General features: G+C 66.1%; 16 protein-coding genes. 2 read left to right on the top strand and 14 right to left on the bottom strand.

Going from position 1 to position 14,978, the window contains the following annotated elements; translation table 11 throughout:
* Positions 1 to 223 precede the first annotated feature (223 nt).
* From CEY09_RS08460 to CEY09_RS08495, 8 genes are all read right to left on the bottom strand, one after another.
* The gene (locus CEY09_RS08460; RefSeq protein ID WP_088588301.1) at positions 224 to 1,342 is read right to left on the bottom strand and encodes a porin; all 1,119 of its coding nucleotides are present in this window, start codon (positions 1,340 to 1,342) and stop codon (positions 224 to 226) included.
* Between the two features lie 290 nt (positions 1,343 to 1,632).
* Entirely contained in the window at positions 1,633 to 2,112 is a 480-nt protein-coding gene (locus tag CEY09_RS08465) for a thioesterase family protein (protein ID WP_088588302.1), read from the bottom strand.
* Positions 2,113 to 2,216: 104 nt separating this feature from the next.
* Positions 2,217 to 3,506 (bottom strand): Glu/Leu/Phe/Val family dehydrogenase, encoded by a 1,290-nt coding sequence (locus tag CEY09_RS08470; RefSeq protein WP_006223382.1) that lies wholly within the window; start codon positions 3,504 to 3,506, stop codon positions 2,217 to 2,219.
* 273 nt (positions 3,507 to 3,779) lie between these two features.
* On the bottom strand, positions 3,780 to 4,727 hold the full coding sequence (gene hutG / locus CEY09_RS08475) for a formimidoylglutamase (protein WP_006223383.1): 948 nt from the start codon (positions 4,725 to 4,727) through the stop codon (positions 3,780 to 3,782).
* Positions 4,724 to 5,512, bottom strand: coding sequence for an amino acid ABC transporter ATP-binding protein (locus CEY09_RS08480; RefSeq protein ID WP_088588303.1), 789 nt, complete (start codon positions 5,510 to 5,512; stop codon positions 4,724 to 4,726). Before CEY09_RS08480 ends, hutG begins: the two co-directional genes overlap by 4 nt.
* A complete protein-coding gene (locus CEY09_RS08485; RefSeq protein ID WP_006223385.1) occupies positions 5,509 to 6,177 on the bottom strand; it encodes an amino acid ABC transporter permease in 669 nt (222 codons plus the stop codon). The genes CEY09_RS08480 and CEY09_RS08485 overlap by 4 nt, the downstream gene beginning before the upstream one ends.
* Positions 6,174 to 6,917 carry a transporter substrate-binding domain-containing protein gene (locus CEY09_RS08490; RefSeq protein WP_006223386.1) on the bottom strand — a complete coding sequence of 248 codons (744 nt, stop codon included), beginning with the start codon at positions 6,915 to 6,917 and terminating at the stop codon, positions 6,174 to 6,176. Before CEY09_RS08490 ends, CEY09_RS08485 begins: the two co-directional genes overlap by 4 nt.
* 124 nt (positions 6,918 to 7,041) lie before the next feature.
* Positions 7,042 to 7,782 (bottom strand): IclR family transcriptional regulator, encoded by a 741-nt coding sequence (locus CEY09_RS08495; protein ID WP_088588304.1) that lies wholly within the window; start codon positions 7,780 to 7,782, stop codon positions 7,042 to 7,044.
* A 461-nt stretch (positions 7,783 to 8,243) separates the two neighbouring features.
* On the opposite strand from CEY09_RS08495, the gene CEY09_RS08500 reads away from it, so the two are divergent.
* Positions 8,244 to 8,435 carry an FCD domain-containing protein gene (locus tag CEY09_RS08500; protein ID WP_337360713.1) on the top strand — a complete coding sequence of 64 codons (192 nt, stop codon included), beginning with the start codon at positions 8,244 to 8,246 and terminating at the stop codon, positions 8,433 to 8,435.
* Between the two features lie 55 nt (positions 8,436 to 8,490).
* Here CEY09_RS08500 and CEY09_RS08505 read toward each other — a convergent pair whose 3' ends face one another.
* The 5 genes from CEY09_RS08505 to mltG all read right to left on the bottom strand — a co-directional run bounded on the left by CEY09_RS08505 (position 8,491) and on the right by mltG (position 13,082).
* Complete coding sequence (locus tag CEY09_RS08505) at positions 8,491 to 9,381, bottom strand: ankyrin repeat domain-containing protein (protein WP_088588305.1); 891 nt, start codon at positions 9,379 to 9,381, stop codon at positions 8,491 to 8,493.
* A gap of 38 nt (positions 9,382 to 9,419) precedes the next feature.
* On the bottom strand, positions 9,420 to 10,190 hold the full coding sequence (locus tag CEY09_RS08510) for a TatD family hydrolase (protein ID WP_088588306.1): 771 nt from the start codon (positions 10,188 to 10,190) through the stop codon (positions 9,420 to 9,422).
* Positions 10,191 to 10,258: 68 nt separating this feature from the next.
* Complete coding sequence (gene holB, locus CEY09_RS08515; RefSeq protein ID WP_088588307.1) at positions 10,259 to 11,308, bottom strand: DNA polymerase III subunit delta'; 1,050 nt, start codon at positions 11,306 to 11,308, stop codon at positions 10,259 to 10,261.
* On the bottom strand, positions 11,305 to 11,928 hold the full coding sequence (gene tmk, locus CEY09_RS08520) for a dTMP kinase (RefSeq protein WP_088588308.1): 624 nt from the start codon (positions 11,926 to 11,928) through the stop codon (positions 11,305 to 11,307). The genes holB and tmk overlap by 4 nt, the downstream gene beginning before the upstream one ends.
* On the bottom strand, positions 11,925 to 13,082 hold the full coding sequence (gene mltG, locus CEY09_RS08525; RefSeq protein WP_088588309.1) for an endolytic transglycosylase MltG: 1,158 nt from the start codon (positions 13,080 to 13,082) through the stop codon (positions 11,925 to 11,927). The genes tmk and mltG overlap by 4 nt, the downstream gene beginning before the upstream one ends.
* Before the next feature lie 153 nt (positions 13,083 to 13,235).
* Between mltG and ygfZ the strand changes: the two genes are divergently transcribed.
* Positions 13,236 to 14,234, top strand: a complete 999-nt coding sequence (gene ygfZ, locus CEY09_RS08530) for a CAF17-like 4Fe-4S cluster assembly/insertion protein YgfZ (RefSeq protein WP_088588310.1) — start codon at positions 13,236 to 13,238, stop codon at positions 14,232 to 14,234.
* 25 nt (positions 14,235 to 14,259) lie between these two features.
* On the opposite strand, the gene CEY09_RS08535 is transcribed toward ygfZ, so the two are convergent.
* On the bottom strand, positions 14,260 to 14,949 hold the full coding sequence (locus tag CEY09_RS08535; protein WP_006223407.1) for a VIT1/CCC1 transporter family protein: 690 nt from the start codon (positions 14,947 to 14,949) through the stop codon (positions 14,260 to 14,262).
* Positions 14,950 to 14,978: the final 29 nt, after the last annotated feature.

A 14,978-nucleotide genomic window follows, 5' to 3' on the forward strand; every position in this document is an offset into this window, starting at 1 on the left:
GCAACAGGCACCTGCCTGTTGCCGGCCTTTTGCACGCGCCGCGGCGCGCAAGGTCTCTTCGAGACCGGGGTTCGGGTGAGCGGACTGAGAGTGGAGCTAGGGAGGTGGCCGCTTTTTTCGCGTCTGTGGCCGGGTAAGACGCCCAGTCCGCTCAATGCAACCGCGGCCTGAAGGAGCCGGCGGCGCGCCACGTGTGCGCCCGCCGCCGGCTCACGTCAGGCGCTTAGAAGCGGTGACGGACACCCACGATACCGACGGTGCTCTTGACGCCGTCGACAAACGCGAAATCGGTGGCGTACGAGCCCAGCGCGTACAGGTTGGTACGCTTGGACAGGTTGTACGTGTAGCCGATGCTGTAGACGTTCATCGTCGACTCGTTGCCGGCCGTCAGCGGGTTGCCGTTGGGGTCAGCACGCTGCCACGATGCCAGGATGCTGCTGGCGCCCAGCGGCACGGTCAGGCCGACCAGGTACGAATTGGCCTTGAAGCCCGACACGCCGACGTTCGAACCGAAGCTGCCAGCGGCGGGGTTGCCGGCATCGCTGCCGAACGCGCTGACGCTTTGGCCGGTGAACCAGCCGTCGCGCGTCTGGCCGAAGCCCAACGCCAGCTTCACGACTTCGAAGTCGTACGCGCCGGCGATCGTCCACGACTTGGGCGTCGCGTCGTTGTTCATCTGGTTGGCAACGTTCAGCTGGTCGTAGGTCAACGCAACGTTCACCGGGCCGTTGACGTAGCGCAGGCCGGTCGTGATGGCGCGCGTGTTGTCGGCGGTCTTGAAGCCGGTTTGCGCGGTAGTCGTGTCGGACGCGTTGAACGAATAGCCGACGCCGAACTGGAAGCCGCTGAACGACGGGGTCGAGTACTGCACCATGTTGTCGTGGCGGACCGTATTGGCGGCGCTGAAGGCCACGCCGACGTTGGCCTGGCCGTAGCTGCCGGCGAACGGATCGATCGCGGCCAGATACTTCGAGGCGATGTTGGTCTGGCGGCCGAATTCCAGCAGGCCCCAGGAATCGCTCTTCAGGCCGACAGTGGCTTGGCGGCCGAACAGGCGGCTGCTTTGGCCCGACTTGCCGTCGCCCGAGTTGAAGCCGCTTTCCAGCGTGAACACGGCGCTCAGGCCATCGCCCAGGTCTTCGGCGCCGCGCAGGCCCCAACGCGAACCGCTCGACACGCCATTGACCATGCCGAACTTGGATTCTTTGTAATCGTTATTGCCCTTGATTTGCTGGAAGCCGATACCAGTATCGATCAGGCCGTACAGCGTCACCGAGGTTTCGGCTTGGGCCACGCCGGACAGGGCGGCGAACAGCGCGGTGACGAGCAGAGTCTTTTTCATTGCGTAATCCCTTTGATTGAACATACATGCGCAGGTGGCTGGGTTTGCATGGCAAACGGCGTACGGCGCATGGCAGGAACGAATTCTAGGGACGCAATGTGTCAGTTTTCTAGACGCAAGGAAAACCCGTCCAAGATCTCGAAAAAAAGGCCAACTTGTAGTCTGAGCTCCACACCTGGGGCCAGTGTATGGCGCGGCCGCAAGGCTGTCATCGGGGTGTGTTAACAAGCAACATTCGGCGCGGATGCCGGCACGCCGCGGGGTAGGACGAGCGTACCGGGGCCGGATGCTTAGCGAGCCCCCTGCAGCGGCAGCAGCCGCCGATAGCCTTTGGGCAGGGGATGTTCGGCGTGTTCTGCCACCGTGCGCGCCAGCCGCGCTGCCAGCGCGTCCGGGAACGGCGTGGCGCGCCGCGTGTTCAGGTCGACGTGCAACGACAACTGCTCCATCGTGGCCGCCAGATAGCCGTCGCGCGTCTGCGTCAGCTCCATCAGGCAGAGCAGCCGCTTGTTGTCGGACTCAAGCAGGCGAACCTGAAGCATCAGGGGATCCCCCTCCAGCACTTCGCGCAGGTAGGCCACGTGGACGTTCATCGTATAGATGCCGCAGCGCGTGGCCTCGGTATAGTCCAACCCGACGCCCACCTGACTGAGCAATTCGAATCCCACCCGGTCGAAGATGCCGACATAGTGGGCGGCGTTCAGATGGCCGTAGGCGTCGATCCAGGCGGGATCCACGGCAAGTGTCGTGGATGGCAAGTGTTGCGTCATGCGTATCTCCTGAAATGGAAATCGCCCCTTTCGGGGCGATTTCTGTTTTTGTCTCCCTCTACCTCCTCGACGAGTCGTTCAAGAACGCCTCGCCGATTCAGTCATCAAGGATACAGGCCGCGCACTTGGCGCGCTTGCAGGATCCGGGTGCAAGCCACGATGAACGCGGCAGTGCGCAACGTGACCTTGTGTTCCTTGGCCACTTGCGACACGGAACCGTAGGCTTCGCGCATGATGCGTTCCAGGCGCTGGTTGATCTCTTCTTCGCTCCAGAAGAAGCTGGAGAAGTCCTGCACCCATTCAAAATAGGACACTGTCACGCCACCGGCGTTGGCCAGCACGTCCGGCACCACGTAGACGCCGTGTTCGGCCAGGATGTCGTCCGCTTCCGGGGTGGTCGGGCCGTTGGCGCCTTCCACCACGACCTTCGCGCGCACCTTGGGCGCGTTCTCGGCGGTGATCTGGCTTTCCAGGGCAGCCGGGATCAGGAATTCGGTTTCCAGCGTCCAGAATTCGTCCTTGTCAAAAGCTTGGCCGCCCGAGAAGCCGCCCACGCCGCCGTGTTGCGACACGTGCGACAGCAGCTTGTGGACGTCCAGCCCTTCGGGGTTGTGCACCGTGCCGGTATGGTCCTGCGCGGCGATGACCTTCGCGCCGGCTTCATGGAACAGGCGGGCGGCGGTACCGCCCACGTTGCCGAAACCCTGCACGACCACGCGCGACTTCGAGACGTCGATATTCAGGTCGCGGGCGGCTTCGCACGCCACGACGAACACGCCGCGGCCGGTCGCTTCGACACGGCCCAGGCTGCCGCCCAGCGCGATCGGCTTGCCGGTGACCACACCGGTGGCGGTCGCGCCTTCGTTCATGGAATAGGTGTCCATCATCCAGGCCATGGTCTGGGCGTTGGTGCCCACGTCAGGCGCGGGGATGTCTTTGGACGGACCCACGATCACACCGATTTCGCTGGTGTAGCGGCGCGTCATGCGCTCAAGTTCGGATTGCGACAGGTTGCGCGGATCGACACGGATGCCGCCCTTGGCGCCGCCGTAGGGCAGGTTCACCGCCGCGTTCTTGACCGACATCCAGGCGGCCAGCGCCATCACTTCAGACAGGGTCACATCTTGGTGGAAACGCACGCCGCCCTTGCCCGGGCCGCGCGACACGTTGTGCTGCACGCGATAGCCCTCGAAGTGGGCGATCGTGCCATTGTCCAGTTCGATCGGCACATCGACGATCAGCGCGCGCTTCGGGCGCTTCAGGGTCTCGACCCACCGGCTCAGCGTGCCGAGGTACGGGGTGACCCGGTCGACTTGTTGCAGGTAATTACCCCAGGGGCCGAGGTCATCGGCATTCAGATAAGACGGCAAGGCATGGGTGGGAGTTTGAGACATGAGCATGATCTCCTGACAAAGTTGCGCCATTTTATCCACGAAAGTTATAGCGTCCCCATTTAAATTTAAAATATATTAAATAGGGACATATAGCTGTTGCGGATACCGTACGGGTCACACGCCCGGTCTTGGAACTGCCCCTATCCTAAGCTCCCGTTCCGCAAGCGTCCAGCTTGCCCGGCCGCCGCTTCGCCGGCGCGGGGCCACCCTAGCGGGCACGCAAAAGGGGCGACCTTCCCTGAAGAAGCCGCCCCTTGATCACCGCATACGCCTTCAGGCCGACAGCAGTTGCCAGGCCAACCGGGCCGCCGCGCGGGCGCCGTGCCCGTCCACGTCGAAGCGCGGGCTGTACTCCGCCATATCGGCCAGCCGGAGCTTGCCGCTGGCTTTCACCCGCAGCACGATTTCCTCGATCACCGACATCGGCACCCCATAAGGCGCCGGGGCCGACACCCCGGGCATGACCGCCGCAGGCAGCACGTCCAAGTCGATCGTCAGGTAGACATGGCGCGCGCGCGCCAGCAAGGCGTCCACGTTGGCCAGGCGGGCTTCCAGATGGCGTTCCTGCATGTCGTGGTCTTCGACCCAGACCGCGCCGACCTCGGCCGCCCGGGCGTACAGCGCGGGCGTATTGGCCAGCCGCGACACGCCCAGGCAGGCGTATTGCAGCGCCTGCCCGCGCGCTTCGCAGTAGCGGGTGATCTGGTCGAACGGCGTGCCCGAACTGCCCGGACGGCCCGTGCGCAAGTCAAAGTGCGCGTCCAGATTCAGCACCAGCACGGGGTCCGTATCGCCACGGGCTTCCAACCAGCGCGCCAGGCCCTGGAAGCTGCCCCAGGCGATCTCGTGGCCGCCACCCAGCACCAGCGGGCGGGCGCCCTGCCCCAACAGTTCCGCCACACGCAGGCCCAGGCGTTCCTGGGCGTCTTCCAGCTGGTCGCCGACGCACGCCACGTCGCCCGCGTCCAGCAGTCGCGTCAAGCCATGGGCAGGCAGACCCGCCAGGAACTTGCGGATGCCGGCCGGGCCTTCGGCCGCGCCGACACGCCCCTGGTTACGCGCAACCCCGGCGTCGCAGGCAAACCCCAACAGCACGGGCTCGCCCTTTTCGACCTGCCCCGCGGCGGCCTCGACGATATGCGCCAGGCGGCGCGTGTCGCCTTGCTCGGCGCTATCGTCCCGCGCCTTCCACACGCTTTTATCCAATTGCGGGGAAGTCATGTCGCCGCCCCCTGCCCTGCGCTCAACACGGCTTGGAGGAATTCCCGGGTACGCGGTTCGCGCGGCTGGCTGAAGATCACCTCAGGCGGGCCGGATTCCAGGATCACCCCGCCGTCCATCACGGCCACGACGTCGGCCACGTCGCGGGCGAAGCCCATTTCGTGCGTCACGACCATCATCGTCATGCCTTCGCGGGCCAGCAGCTTCATCACCTGCAGCACTTCGCCCACCAGCTCCGGGTCCAGCGCCGACGTCGGTTCATCGAACAGCATGACCTTGGGCTGCATGGCCAGCGCCCGGGCGATCGCCACGCGCTGCTTCTGCCCGCCCGACAGGCTGGCCGGCATGGCGGCAGTCTTCTGCGACAGGCCCACCTTGCGCAGCAGGTCTTCAGCCAGCGCATTGGCCTCGTCGCGGCCCATGCCGCGCAGCTTGCGCGGACCGACCGTCACGTTCTCCAGCACCGACAAGTGGGGAAACAGGTTGAAGCCCTGGAAGACCATGCCCACCTGCATGCGCAACTGGTTCAGTTGCGCCTCCGGCAGCAGCTGGCCGTGGTCGAGCAACGTCTGGCCGCAGATGTCCACGGTGCCGGCTTGCGCCACTTCCAAGCCGTTGCAGCAGCGCAGCAAGGTGCTTTTACCCGAACCGCTGGGACCGATCACGACCACCACCTGCGAAGGCAACACGTCGAAATCGATGCCCCGCAGCACGGCGTGGTCGCCGTAAGACTTGTGCAGGCCGCGGATGCGGATCATTTCCTGCGGATTGCCGAACTGGTTCATTGCACCATCCCTCCGGCGCGCAGGCGTTGTTCCACCTTGCGCAAAATCACCATGGCGGCGGTTGTCAGGACCAGATAGATCAATGCCACCACCAGATAGGTTTCCAGCGAGCGATACGACACGCTGATGATCTTCTGCCCTTCATGCATCAGATCGTGAATGGTCAACAACGACACCAGCGCGGAATTCTTGATCAGCGCGATGAACTCATTGCCCAGCGGCGGGATCATGCGCACCACCGCCTGCGGCAGGATGATGATGCGCATGGCTTGGCCGGACGACATGCCCAGCGAACGCGCCGCTTCCGTCTGGCCACGGTCGACCGACTGGATTGCGCCCCGCACGATTTCCGACACGTAGGCGCCGGAATACATGCCCAGGCCCAGCACGCCGCAGGCGAACGCCGGCAGCGTCACGCCGAACTGCGGCAGGCCGAAGAACCAGATGAACAGCTGCACCAGCAACGGGGTGCCGCGAAAGAACAGCAGATACGTGCTGCACAGGTGGTAGATGACGCGGCGCTGCGGGTTGAGCCGGCCGACGCCGACCAGCAGGCCGATGACGCAACCCAGCAGCAAGGCGCCGGCGGTCACCTCGACGGTGACCACCGCGCCGCGCAGTAGCGCGTCGAAGTCGGCAAAGACGGGAGAGAAATCCAGGTTCATTTCGCGGGCGCCTCGAACCACTTGGTCACGATGGCCTGATAGCTGCCGTCGCTCTTCAACTTCTGCAGCGCCGCGTTCAGCTCGCGCGTCAGTTCAGGCTTGTTCTTGGGCACCGCGATGCCGTAGTCCTCGGTGGTCACCTGGTCGTTCAGCACCGTCAGGCCCGTGGTGCTTTGCGCGAACAGCTTGGCGGCAGGCTTGCCCGTCACAGCGGCGTCGGCGCGGCCGATCTGCACCAGGTTGAACATTTCCTGGTTCTTTTCGACTTCCACGCGCTGCACGGCCGGGAAGTGGTCCTTCAGGTAGTTGACCGACTTCGTGCCGACCTGCACCGACACCTTGCGGCCGTCCAGGTCCTTCAGCGTCTTGATGGGGCTGTCCGTCTTGGTCAGCACCACCAGCCCGCCCGCGTAGTACGGGTCGGTGAAGTCCACGACCTTGCTGCGCTCGGGCGTGATGTAGATGGCGGACACGGCGATGTCGGCGCGGCCGGCCTGCAGGGCGGGAATCAGACCCTTGAAGTCGATGTCGATCCACTCGACTTTCTTGCCCATGGCGCCTGCCAGCGCTTCGACCAGCTCGATGTCGAAACCGGTGCGCTTGCCGTCTTTGACAAACTCCATCGGCGGGAAGGTGGCGTCAGTGACGGCGCGGATGGTTTCCTGGGCGTGCGCGGGGCCGGCGCTCCAGGCCAGGCCCAGCGTCAGGGCGGCGGTCAGCAATGTGCGGCGAGTGGTCATGGTCAGTCCTATGGGAAAGGGGTACGGCGATGAGTACGGCGGATGAGATACGGCGGATGGGTACGGCGATGGTTGCGGTACAGCGTGGAATTCAAACTGGCGGGGCAAGCCGGAGCACGGCGGGTCAGTGCACCTTCAAACGTTCGGAAATGCGGCGGGCGGCGCCGACGGTCAGGTCGATCAGCGCCCGGGGACGCTGGGCGGCGCGGGTAGACGGCGCCATCAACGTGATCGAGGCCACGGCCTGGTTGGGTCGCTGGAAGATGGGCACGCTGACGCCCCACACGCCGGCGTCGACTTCGCTATCGGTCACGGCGTAGCCTTGGGCACGGATCGATTCCAGTTCGTCGGCCAGACGGGCCGCATCCACGCCGGCTTCGGCGGCCAGATAGGCCAGCGCGGCCTGCAAGCGCGCTTGCGGCATGAAAGCCAGCAGGGATTTCGCGGAAGCGCCGCGCGCCAGCGGCAGGCCCCGGCCCTTGGTGAAGGAACAGCGCAGCGGGTGCTGGCTTTCCACCATGTCCAGACAGACGGCCTGGTCCTTGACGGCCACCAGCAGGCCGATGGTTTCACCGGACGCCGCGGCCAGCGCGGCCATGTCGGGTTGCGCCTCGTGAATCAGGAAAGACGACTGGTCAAAGCCCCAGGCCAGTTGGACGCATAGCGGCCCCGGGCCGTACTCGCCTTCATGCTCGGCCACGAATCCCCAGCGCTTGAGCAACGCCACCTGCCGGTACAGCGTGCTTTGGGCCAGGCCAGTCTTCTCGGCCAGCGCCGCGATCGTCAGCGTGCCATCGTGCCGGGCCAACGTGGCCAACACATACAGGACACGGTCTGCGCCCGCCCCTACCGAGGGTTCCGACATCAAGATATAGCTCCAAGCGATGAGCGCTCAGATTATCAATTTCCGGCTATATCCTTGCTTTCAATTCCCGAATATTGAGAAACAACAGGGAAAACCCCGAATTCCTGGGCGAAAAAATGGCGCCGCAAGGCGCCAAACAGTCCGAAATTGCCGGCGAACCGCTTCGGACTGGTATCCGCTGCAGCCGGGATCTGCCCTCAAGCCAGATGGGCGGTCGACCCCAGGATGCGTTCGGCGCAACGGGCCCAGTACAGCAGCCGGGCGTCTTCCTTGACGAAGCCCACCATCTGGAAGCCCAGCGGCAGGCCGTTGGGCCCGCGCGCCGGCGTAATCGGCGGCCGACAGCCCCTCGCCCATCGTCAGGTAGTCGATCAGTCCCGGATCGCACAACTGCGCGTGCGCCAATCCCCCTCTGACGCCGCCACGACAGAACCGCGCAAGGCGCCTCGACCCACGAAGTCATCCGCGACCTGCGGGAACGCATCGCCTCGCAGGCGTTGCTGCCGGGCCGTTCAGAGATGGGAATCAAGCAATACCGCGCCCTGCTGGACGCGATGGTTCGCGGCGACGCCGACGAAGCCGAGCGCTGCGTGCGCGAACTGAATGCCAGCGCCCGCGAGTACATCGAGCGCTACAAGAACTACGTAATTTAAGCGGTGCGGGCGGGAGGCCAGCCGTGGCTGACCCGCCCGGGCCAGGCGCCGCGCCTCAGGGCGAAGCCGGCGTGTCGTAGTTGTTCAGCTTCACGCCCGACACGCCGCCCACGCTGGGCGATGCCGCCGGCGCGGGCGCGTTGCCCGACGCCGCAGCCGGGGCGGGCGGCACGTCAGGCGCTGCCGTCGGGGCGATCGCTTCCGGCACCGGGGCCGTCTCGGCCTCGGCAGGCGCCGGGTTGGCGGCTCGGCGCGCACGCTTGGCATCGTCCGCGCGTGCCACCATGGCCGTCAGTTCGGTCGCCAGTGACGCTGATTTGCCGTTGCGGGCCCAGTCGGCAGCGCTCTGCCCTTTCAGGTCGCGCGTGGTCACATCGGCGCCCGACTTCACCAGCAGGTCCACCATTTCTTTGTTGCCGCCCAATGCCGCCATCATCAGCGGCGTCTCGCCCCCGGGAGCCGGTGCATTGACGATGGCCTTTTTCGACAGCAGCAGGCGCGCCATCTCCATTTGCCCTTTCGATGCCGCATAGTGCAGCGGCGTCCATCCCAGCCGATTGACCTGCGCCCCGCGGGCGATCAACGTCTTCGCCCGCTCGGTCTGGCCGGCGATCGCTAGGTACATCAGCGGCGTCTCGCCCGCCGGGTTCTCGGCGTTCAAATCGGTGCGCTTGTCCGCGGCGATCACGTCAAACACCTTCCAGGCGCCATCCACCACCGCGCGCATCAGCGCAGGCTGGCCGTTCTTGTAGCGCACGTTGGGATCGGACCCGTGGGCCAGCAGGTCTTTGATGTCGTCCGGATAGTCATTGGCAACGTAGACCCACCAGTCGCCAGGGTTGGCCGCATGCGCCATCGGCGCCGCCAGCCCAACCGCCAGGGCCAACAGCGCTCCCCGGCAACGCGACAACAGAAAGTGACGGGCGGTCGGGGCTTGGGCGGTCATGGCTATCCTAGGAATCAGATTGAATAATCAGGTTTAACTTATTTCTTTATCTTATTGAAAAGACGGAAGAAATTGTCGGTGGATGCTTGCGCCACTTCGGCCACGGTGATGCCTCTCAGGTCGGCGATCTTCTCGGCTACGTGGATCACCTTGGACGGGTCATTGAGCTTGCCCCGATATGGCACGGGCGCCAGATACGGCGAGTCCGTCTCGATCAGCAGGCGGTCCAGCGGCACCTTGCCGGCCACCTCATGCACCACCTGGGCGTTCTTGAACGTGACGATGCCCGACAGCGAGATATAGAAATTCTGGTCCAGCGCGGCCTGCGCCACTTCCCAACTCTCGGTAAAGCAGTGCATGACGCCGCCCACTTCCGACGCGCGCTCTTCCTGCAGCACGCGCACCGTGTCCTCGGCAGACGCACGCGTATGGACGATCAGGGGCAGCCCGGTGTCGCGGGCGGCGCGGATATGGCGGCGGAAGCGCTCGCGCTGCCAATCCAGCGGTTCGGACAGGCGGTAGTAGTCCAGGCCGGTCTCGCCGATGGCCACGACCTTGGGGTGTTCGGACAGCCGGACCAGTTCTTCCGGCGACGGATCAGGCGTGTCCTCGTAATCGGGGTGCACGCCCACCGAGGCCCACAGGTTCGCCTGCGGTTCGACCAGTGCCATCAGCCCAGGCCACTCGGGCATGTTGACACTGACCACCAGCGCGTGGGTCACCTGGTTGGCGGCCATCCGGTCAAGAATGGCCGGCAGATCAGCCGCCAGCTCCGGAAAATTCAAATGACAGTGGGAATCGACGTACATGTTTTGACTACAGAAAAAGCCGCGGCGCCCCAACCCGTTGCCGGGCGAATCGCCGCTGGATCAGGGACTTACGCTTGGCAGGATAGCACCACGCGTTGCAGGGTAGCGTGCGCGAACAGCTTGGCGTTCAACGGATGAGTGGCCAGCGCGCGCTGGCGCGTCAGCCAGCGCGCGGCTTCGGCCACGCGGGCGCGGTCCATGCGTGCGGCGACCTGGGCAACGCCCGTGGCCAACGCAGGAAAGTACCGCACCGGCGCACCCGCGTTGGCCAGCATCAGGTCGGTGTACACGCGTTGCAGCGCGTCGATCCATTCACTGGCCGGCACCTTCTCCAGCGATTCGGCCAAGGTGCCCACGTCGGGCGAATGCCCCTGGGCCAGCGGGCCGATCAGCTGTGACAACCACGGTGGACAAGCAGTGTCGCCCGCTTGCGCCAGGCGCAACGCGGCCAGCGGCGCGCCGCCTGCCGCCGCCAGCCATTCGCGCGCGGGCTCAACGTTCTGCGCGCGCAACCATTGCAGCGCGGTGTCCGGGTCCGGCGCCGGCAGGGGCAAACGCCGGCATCGCGACACCAGGGTCGGCAGCAGGCGATCCGGGGCGTCCGCCACCAGCAGGAAAACCGTATGGGGCGGCGGCTCTTCCAGCACCTTAAGCAAGGCGTTGGACGACACCACGTTCAGCGCATGGGCCGGATACAGCAGCGCCACGCGCCAACCACCGCGGTGCGTCGCGGTATTGAACCAGGACTCCAGCGAACGGATCTGGTCGATGCGGATTTCCTTGGACGGCGCGCGCTTGGCGGGGCCGACGGCAGGTTCGGCATCTTCAGCCGGCTCGGCGGCGTCCGCCCCCTCTTCAACCGCCACGGCTTCGGGCCGGATGCGGCGCAAGTCGGGGTGGTTGCCGCTGGCGAACCAGGCACAGGCGGCGCAATGGCCGCAGGCCAGCCCATTCTCGGGCGTTTCGCACAGCAGGCTGGCGGCCGCGGCAATCGCGAAATCCAGCTTGCCAATGCCGGCCAGGCCGTGCACCAGCCAGGCGTGGGCGAAACGGTCGCGGTTGCCCAGCCAGGCCCGCGCCGTGTCCATCTGCCAAGGCAGGAATTGGGGGGCGCTCATGCCGGCACGGCCAGCAGCGCGCGCAGCCCCGCTTCCAGTTCCGTGCGGATCTGGTCGATGGACTGCGTGGAATCCACGATATGGATGCGGCCGGGGTCGGCCTTGGCACGAGCGTGATAGGCCTGGCGGGTGCGCTCAAAGAACTCGGCGCCCTCGCGCTCGAAACGGTCGGGCTCGCGGGCATCGGCCAGACGGGCGCGAGCCACCTCCAGCGGGACGTCGAACAGCCAGGTGCGTTCGGGTTGCCCCGCCTGCATCCAGTCTTCAAGCACGGCGATGCGCGCGGCGCCCAGGCCCCGTCCGCCGCCCTGATAGGCGTAGGTGGCGTCGGTATAGCGGTCGCATACCACCCAGGCCCCGCGCGCCAGCGCCGGTTCGATCACCTGGCTGGCATGCTCGCAGCGGGCCGCGAACATCAGCAAGGTCTCGGTATCCAACCCCATCGTGTCCGTCAACACCAGGGCACGCAGCTTCTCGCCTAGCGGCGTGCCGCCCGGTTCGCGCGTGGACACCACTTCCACGCCTTGCGCACGCAAAAAGTCCGCAATCCAGACGGTGTGCGTGCTCTTGCCCGCGCCGTCCACGCCCTCCAGCGTAATGAAGCGTCCGCGTGAGGTCATTGATCTTGTCCTTGTGCTGTTTCGGAATCGGTTTCGGGGCTTGCGCCGGCAGCCGCGCCGGCATCGGCGGGCGCGGCTGCGGGGGCACTGGGCGCCCCGGCAGGCGTGGGCGCGGGCGCCGGCACGGCGGTCGGGCGCGTGGTCTGCCCCTGCCCCAGAATGTAGCGGGAGACGTTGCGGTTATGCCCCGACAGGTTTTCGGCGAATTCGCTGGTCCCGTTGCCGCGCGAAACGAAGAACAGGTATTTGTGCTGCTCGGGCTGCACCGCAGCAAGCAAGGCCGCCCGGCCCGCGGCGGCGATCGGCGTCGGCGGCAGGCCCGGACGCGTGTACGTGTTCCAGGGCGTATCGGTCTGCAAGTCGCGCTTGCGGATGCGTCCCTGGTAATTCTCGCCCATGCCGTAGATGACGGTGGGGTCGGTCTGCAACAGCATGCCGATCTTCAAGCGGTTGGTGAACACGCCGGATACGCGCCGGCGGTCCGGGCCGTGGCCGGTTTCCTTTTCAATGATGGACGCCAGCACCAGCGCTTCGTAAGGCGTGGCCACCGGCAGGCCGGACTGGCGCTTGGCCCACGTGTCCTGCAGGATGCGCTGGCCCTCCTGATAGGCGCGGCGCAGCAGATCGTAGTCGGTGCTGCCGGGCGTGAAGATATAGGTATCAGGGAAGAACATCCCTTCGGGATGCGTGATGTCCGACCCCAGCCGCTCCATCAGCGCTTCATCGCTGGTGTCGCCCAAGGTCTGCTTGACGTCCGGATGCTCACGCAGCGCCTGGCGGATCTGGCGGAAGGTCCAGCCTTCCAGGAAAGTGATCTGGCGTTGGGTCATGTCGCCGCGCGCCAGGCGTTCCAGCAGCAGCCAGGGGGTATCGCCATTGATGGCCTGGTATCCTCCCGCCTTCATCAGCTTGTCTTGCTCAGTCAGGCGGGCCATCCAGACAAAACCTGGCTCCCACATCGGCACGCCGACCGCATTGAGCGCGCGCGCGACCGTACGCGGGCTGCTGCCCGGGTCCACTACAAAATCGATCCTGTCGGCCGGTAAATGCATGGGCCGGTGCATCCAGCTCCATGCGGCGCCCACGGCTGCCGCGGCGGCAATCACGATAAGCAGGAATGACCACAAGACGTAAAAACGGAGTCGCTTCTTCATAAGTCCCAGAAGTTTAATGGATCAGGCGGACCTGTCGCGGCAAAAGAGGGGTCGGAATGCGCGGCACAGCCCTGCGCCTGTCGGGGGCTTGGTGCTTGCACCGGGGGAAGGCGGCTATCATCTGCTCTTTGATGACGCGATAACACCGCCGCCATGCACGCTTTCTATGCTTCGATTCCCGTCCGCCCCGAAGGTTGCGCGCAATGCGCCCCGCTGGAAGATTTTGTGGTTTTCAGCGCGTCCGGCGCCGATGCCCTGACCTTCCTGCACGGCCAGCTGACGCAAGACGTCACCGGCCTGCCCGCCGACGCCGCCCGCCTGGCGGGCTACTGCACCGCCAAGGGCCGCCTGCTGGCCACGCTTGTCATGTGGCGTGCGGCCCCCGGCGCGGATGATGCCCCGCAACTCTATGGCCTGGTCCGCCAGGACCTGTCGCAAGCGTTGATCAAGCGCCTGTCGATGTTCGTGCTGCGCGCCAAGGTCAAGCTGGCCCCCGCGCCGCTGAACGTCGCGGGCGTGCAGGCAACGGCCGAAGACGCCGCCGCGCTGGAAGCCGTGACCGGCGCCTTGCCGCGCGCCGCATGGCAGCGCGCCGACCTGCCATCGGGCACCTGGATCGCCGCGCCCTCGGCCGACGGCCGCCTGCGCTGGTGGTGGATCGCGTCCGACGAACAATTGAATGAGGCCGCCCCGCTAGCTGCCGTGCTGGGTTTGGCCCCCGCCTCGCAATGGCAGGTGGCGGACCTGGCCGCCGGCATCCCCTGGATCGCCACGGCCACGCAAGACGTGTTCATCCCGCAGACCGTCAACCTGGAACTGATCCAGGGCGTCAGCTTCACCAAGGGCTGTTATCCGGGCCAGGAAGTCGTGGCGCGCAGCCACTACCGCGGCACCGTCAAGCGCCGCATGGCTTACGGCACCATTGCTGACGCCAGCCTGCTAGGCGCGGCGTTGGCGGGCGTGGACGTGTTCGACGCCACCCAGCCCGGCGAGCCGATCGGCCGCGTCGTGGATGCCGCCAGCGAAGCCGGCGTCGCCTCCGTACTGTTCGAAACGACGCTTGCCGCCCTGCCCGAAGGCGACCTGCGGCTGGGCGCGGCGGACGGCCCCCGCATCGCCGCGGCGCCGTTACCCTACTCGATCACGCCCTGAGGCCTTCCGTTGCCCGGCGCTGGCCTTACACGGCCACGCCAAACAGCGCCCCGACGGCGGCCGTTGCCGCCATCGCCAAGGCCCCCAGCACCGTCACGCGCAGCGCCGCCGGCCCCTTGGGCGCGCCCCCGGCGCCTGCCGCCAGTGCGCCAAGCGCCGCCAGGCACACCACCGACGCGCCGATCACCCAGACAATCAATTGCGGCAACGGCGCCGTCACGGCTACCGCCAACGGCAACGCCGCCCCCCCCGCGAACGACGCCGCGGAAGCGACCGCCGCCTGTACCGGACGCGCCCGGTTATGCAAAGAGATACCCAATTCGTCACGCGCATGCGCGTCCAGCGCGTCGTGGCTGGTCAATTGGCGAGCGACTTGCATCGCCAGCTCGCGCGACAGGCCGCGCGCCACATAGATGTCGATCAGTTCGGCCAGTTCTTCCTCCGAATTACGCTTCAACGACCGCTGCTCCATGCGCAGGTCGGCCGCCTCGGTGTCGGCCTGTGAACGGACGGAGACGTATTCACCCGCTGCCATGGACAGCGCACCCGCAACAAGCCCCGCCAATCCGGACGTCAAGATGGCGCCGTGCGTGGCCTGCGCCGCCGCGACGCCCGTGATCAGGCTGGCCGTCGAGACGATGCCGTCGTTGGCGCCCAGCACTGCGGCGCGCAGCCAGTTGCTGCGGAAGATCCGATGATGTTCTTTTGAAGGCATTGCGCGGCACCCATGCGGTGCGTGACAAG

Source organism: Achromobacter marplatensis (genome assembly GCF_002209535.1).
In the GTDB taxonomy this organism is placed as follows: domain Bacteria; phylum Pseudomonadota; class Gammaproteobacteria; order Burkholderiales; family Burkholderiaceae_B; genus Achromobacter; species Achromobacter marplatensis.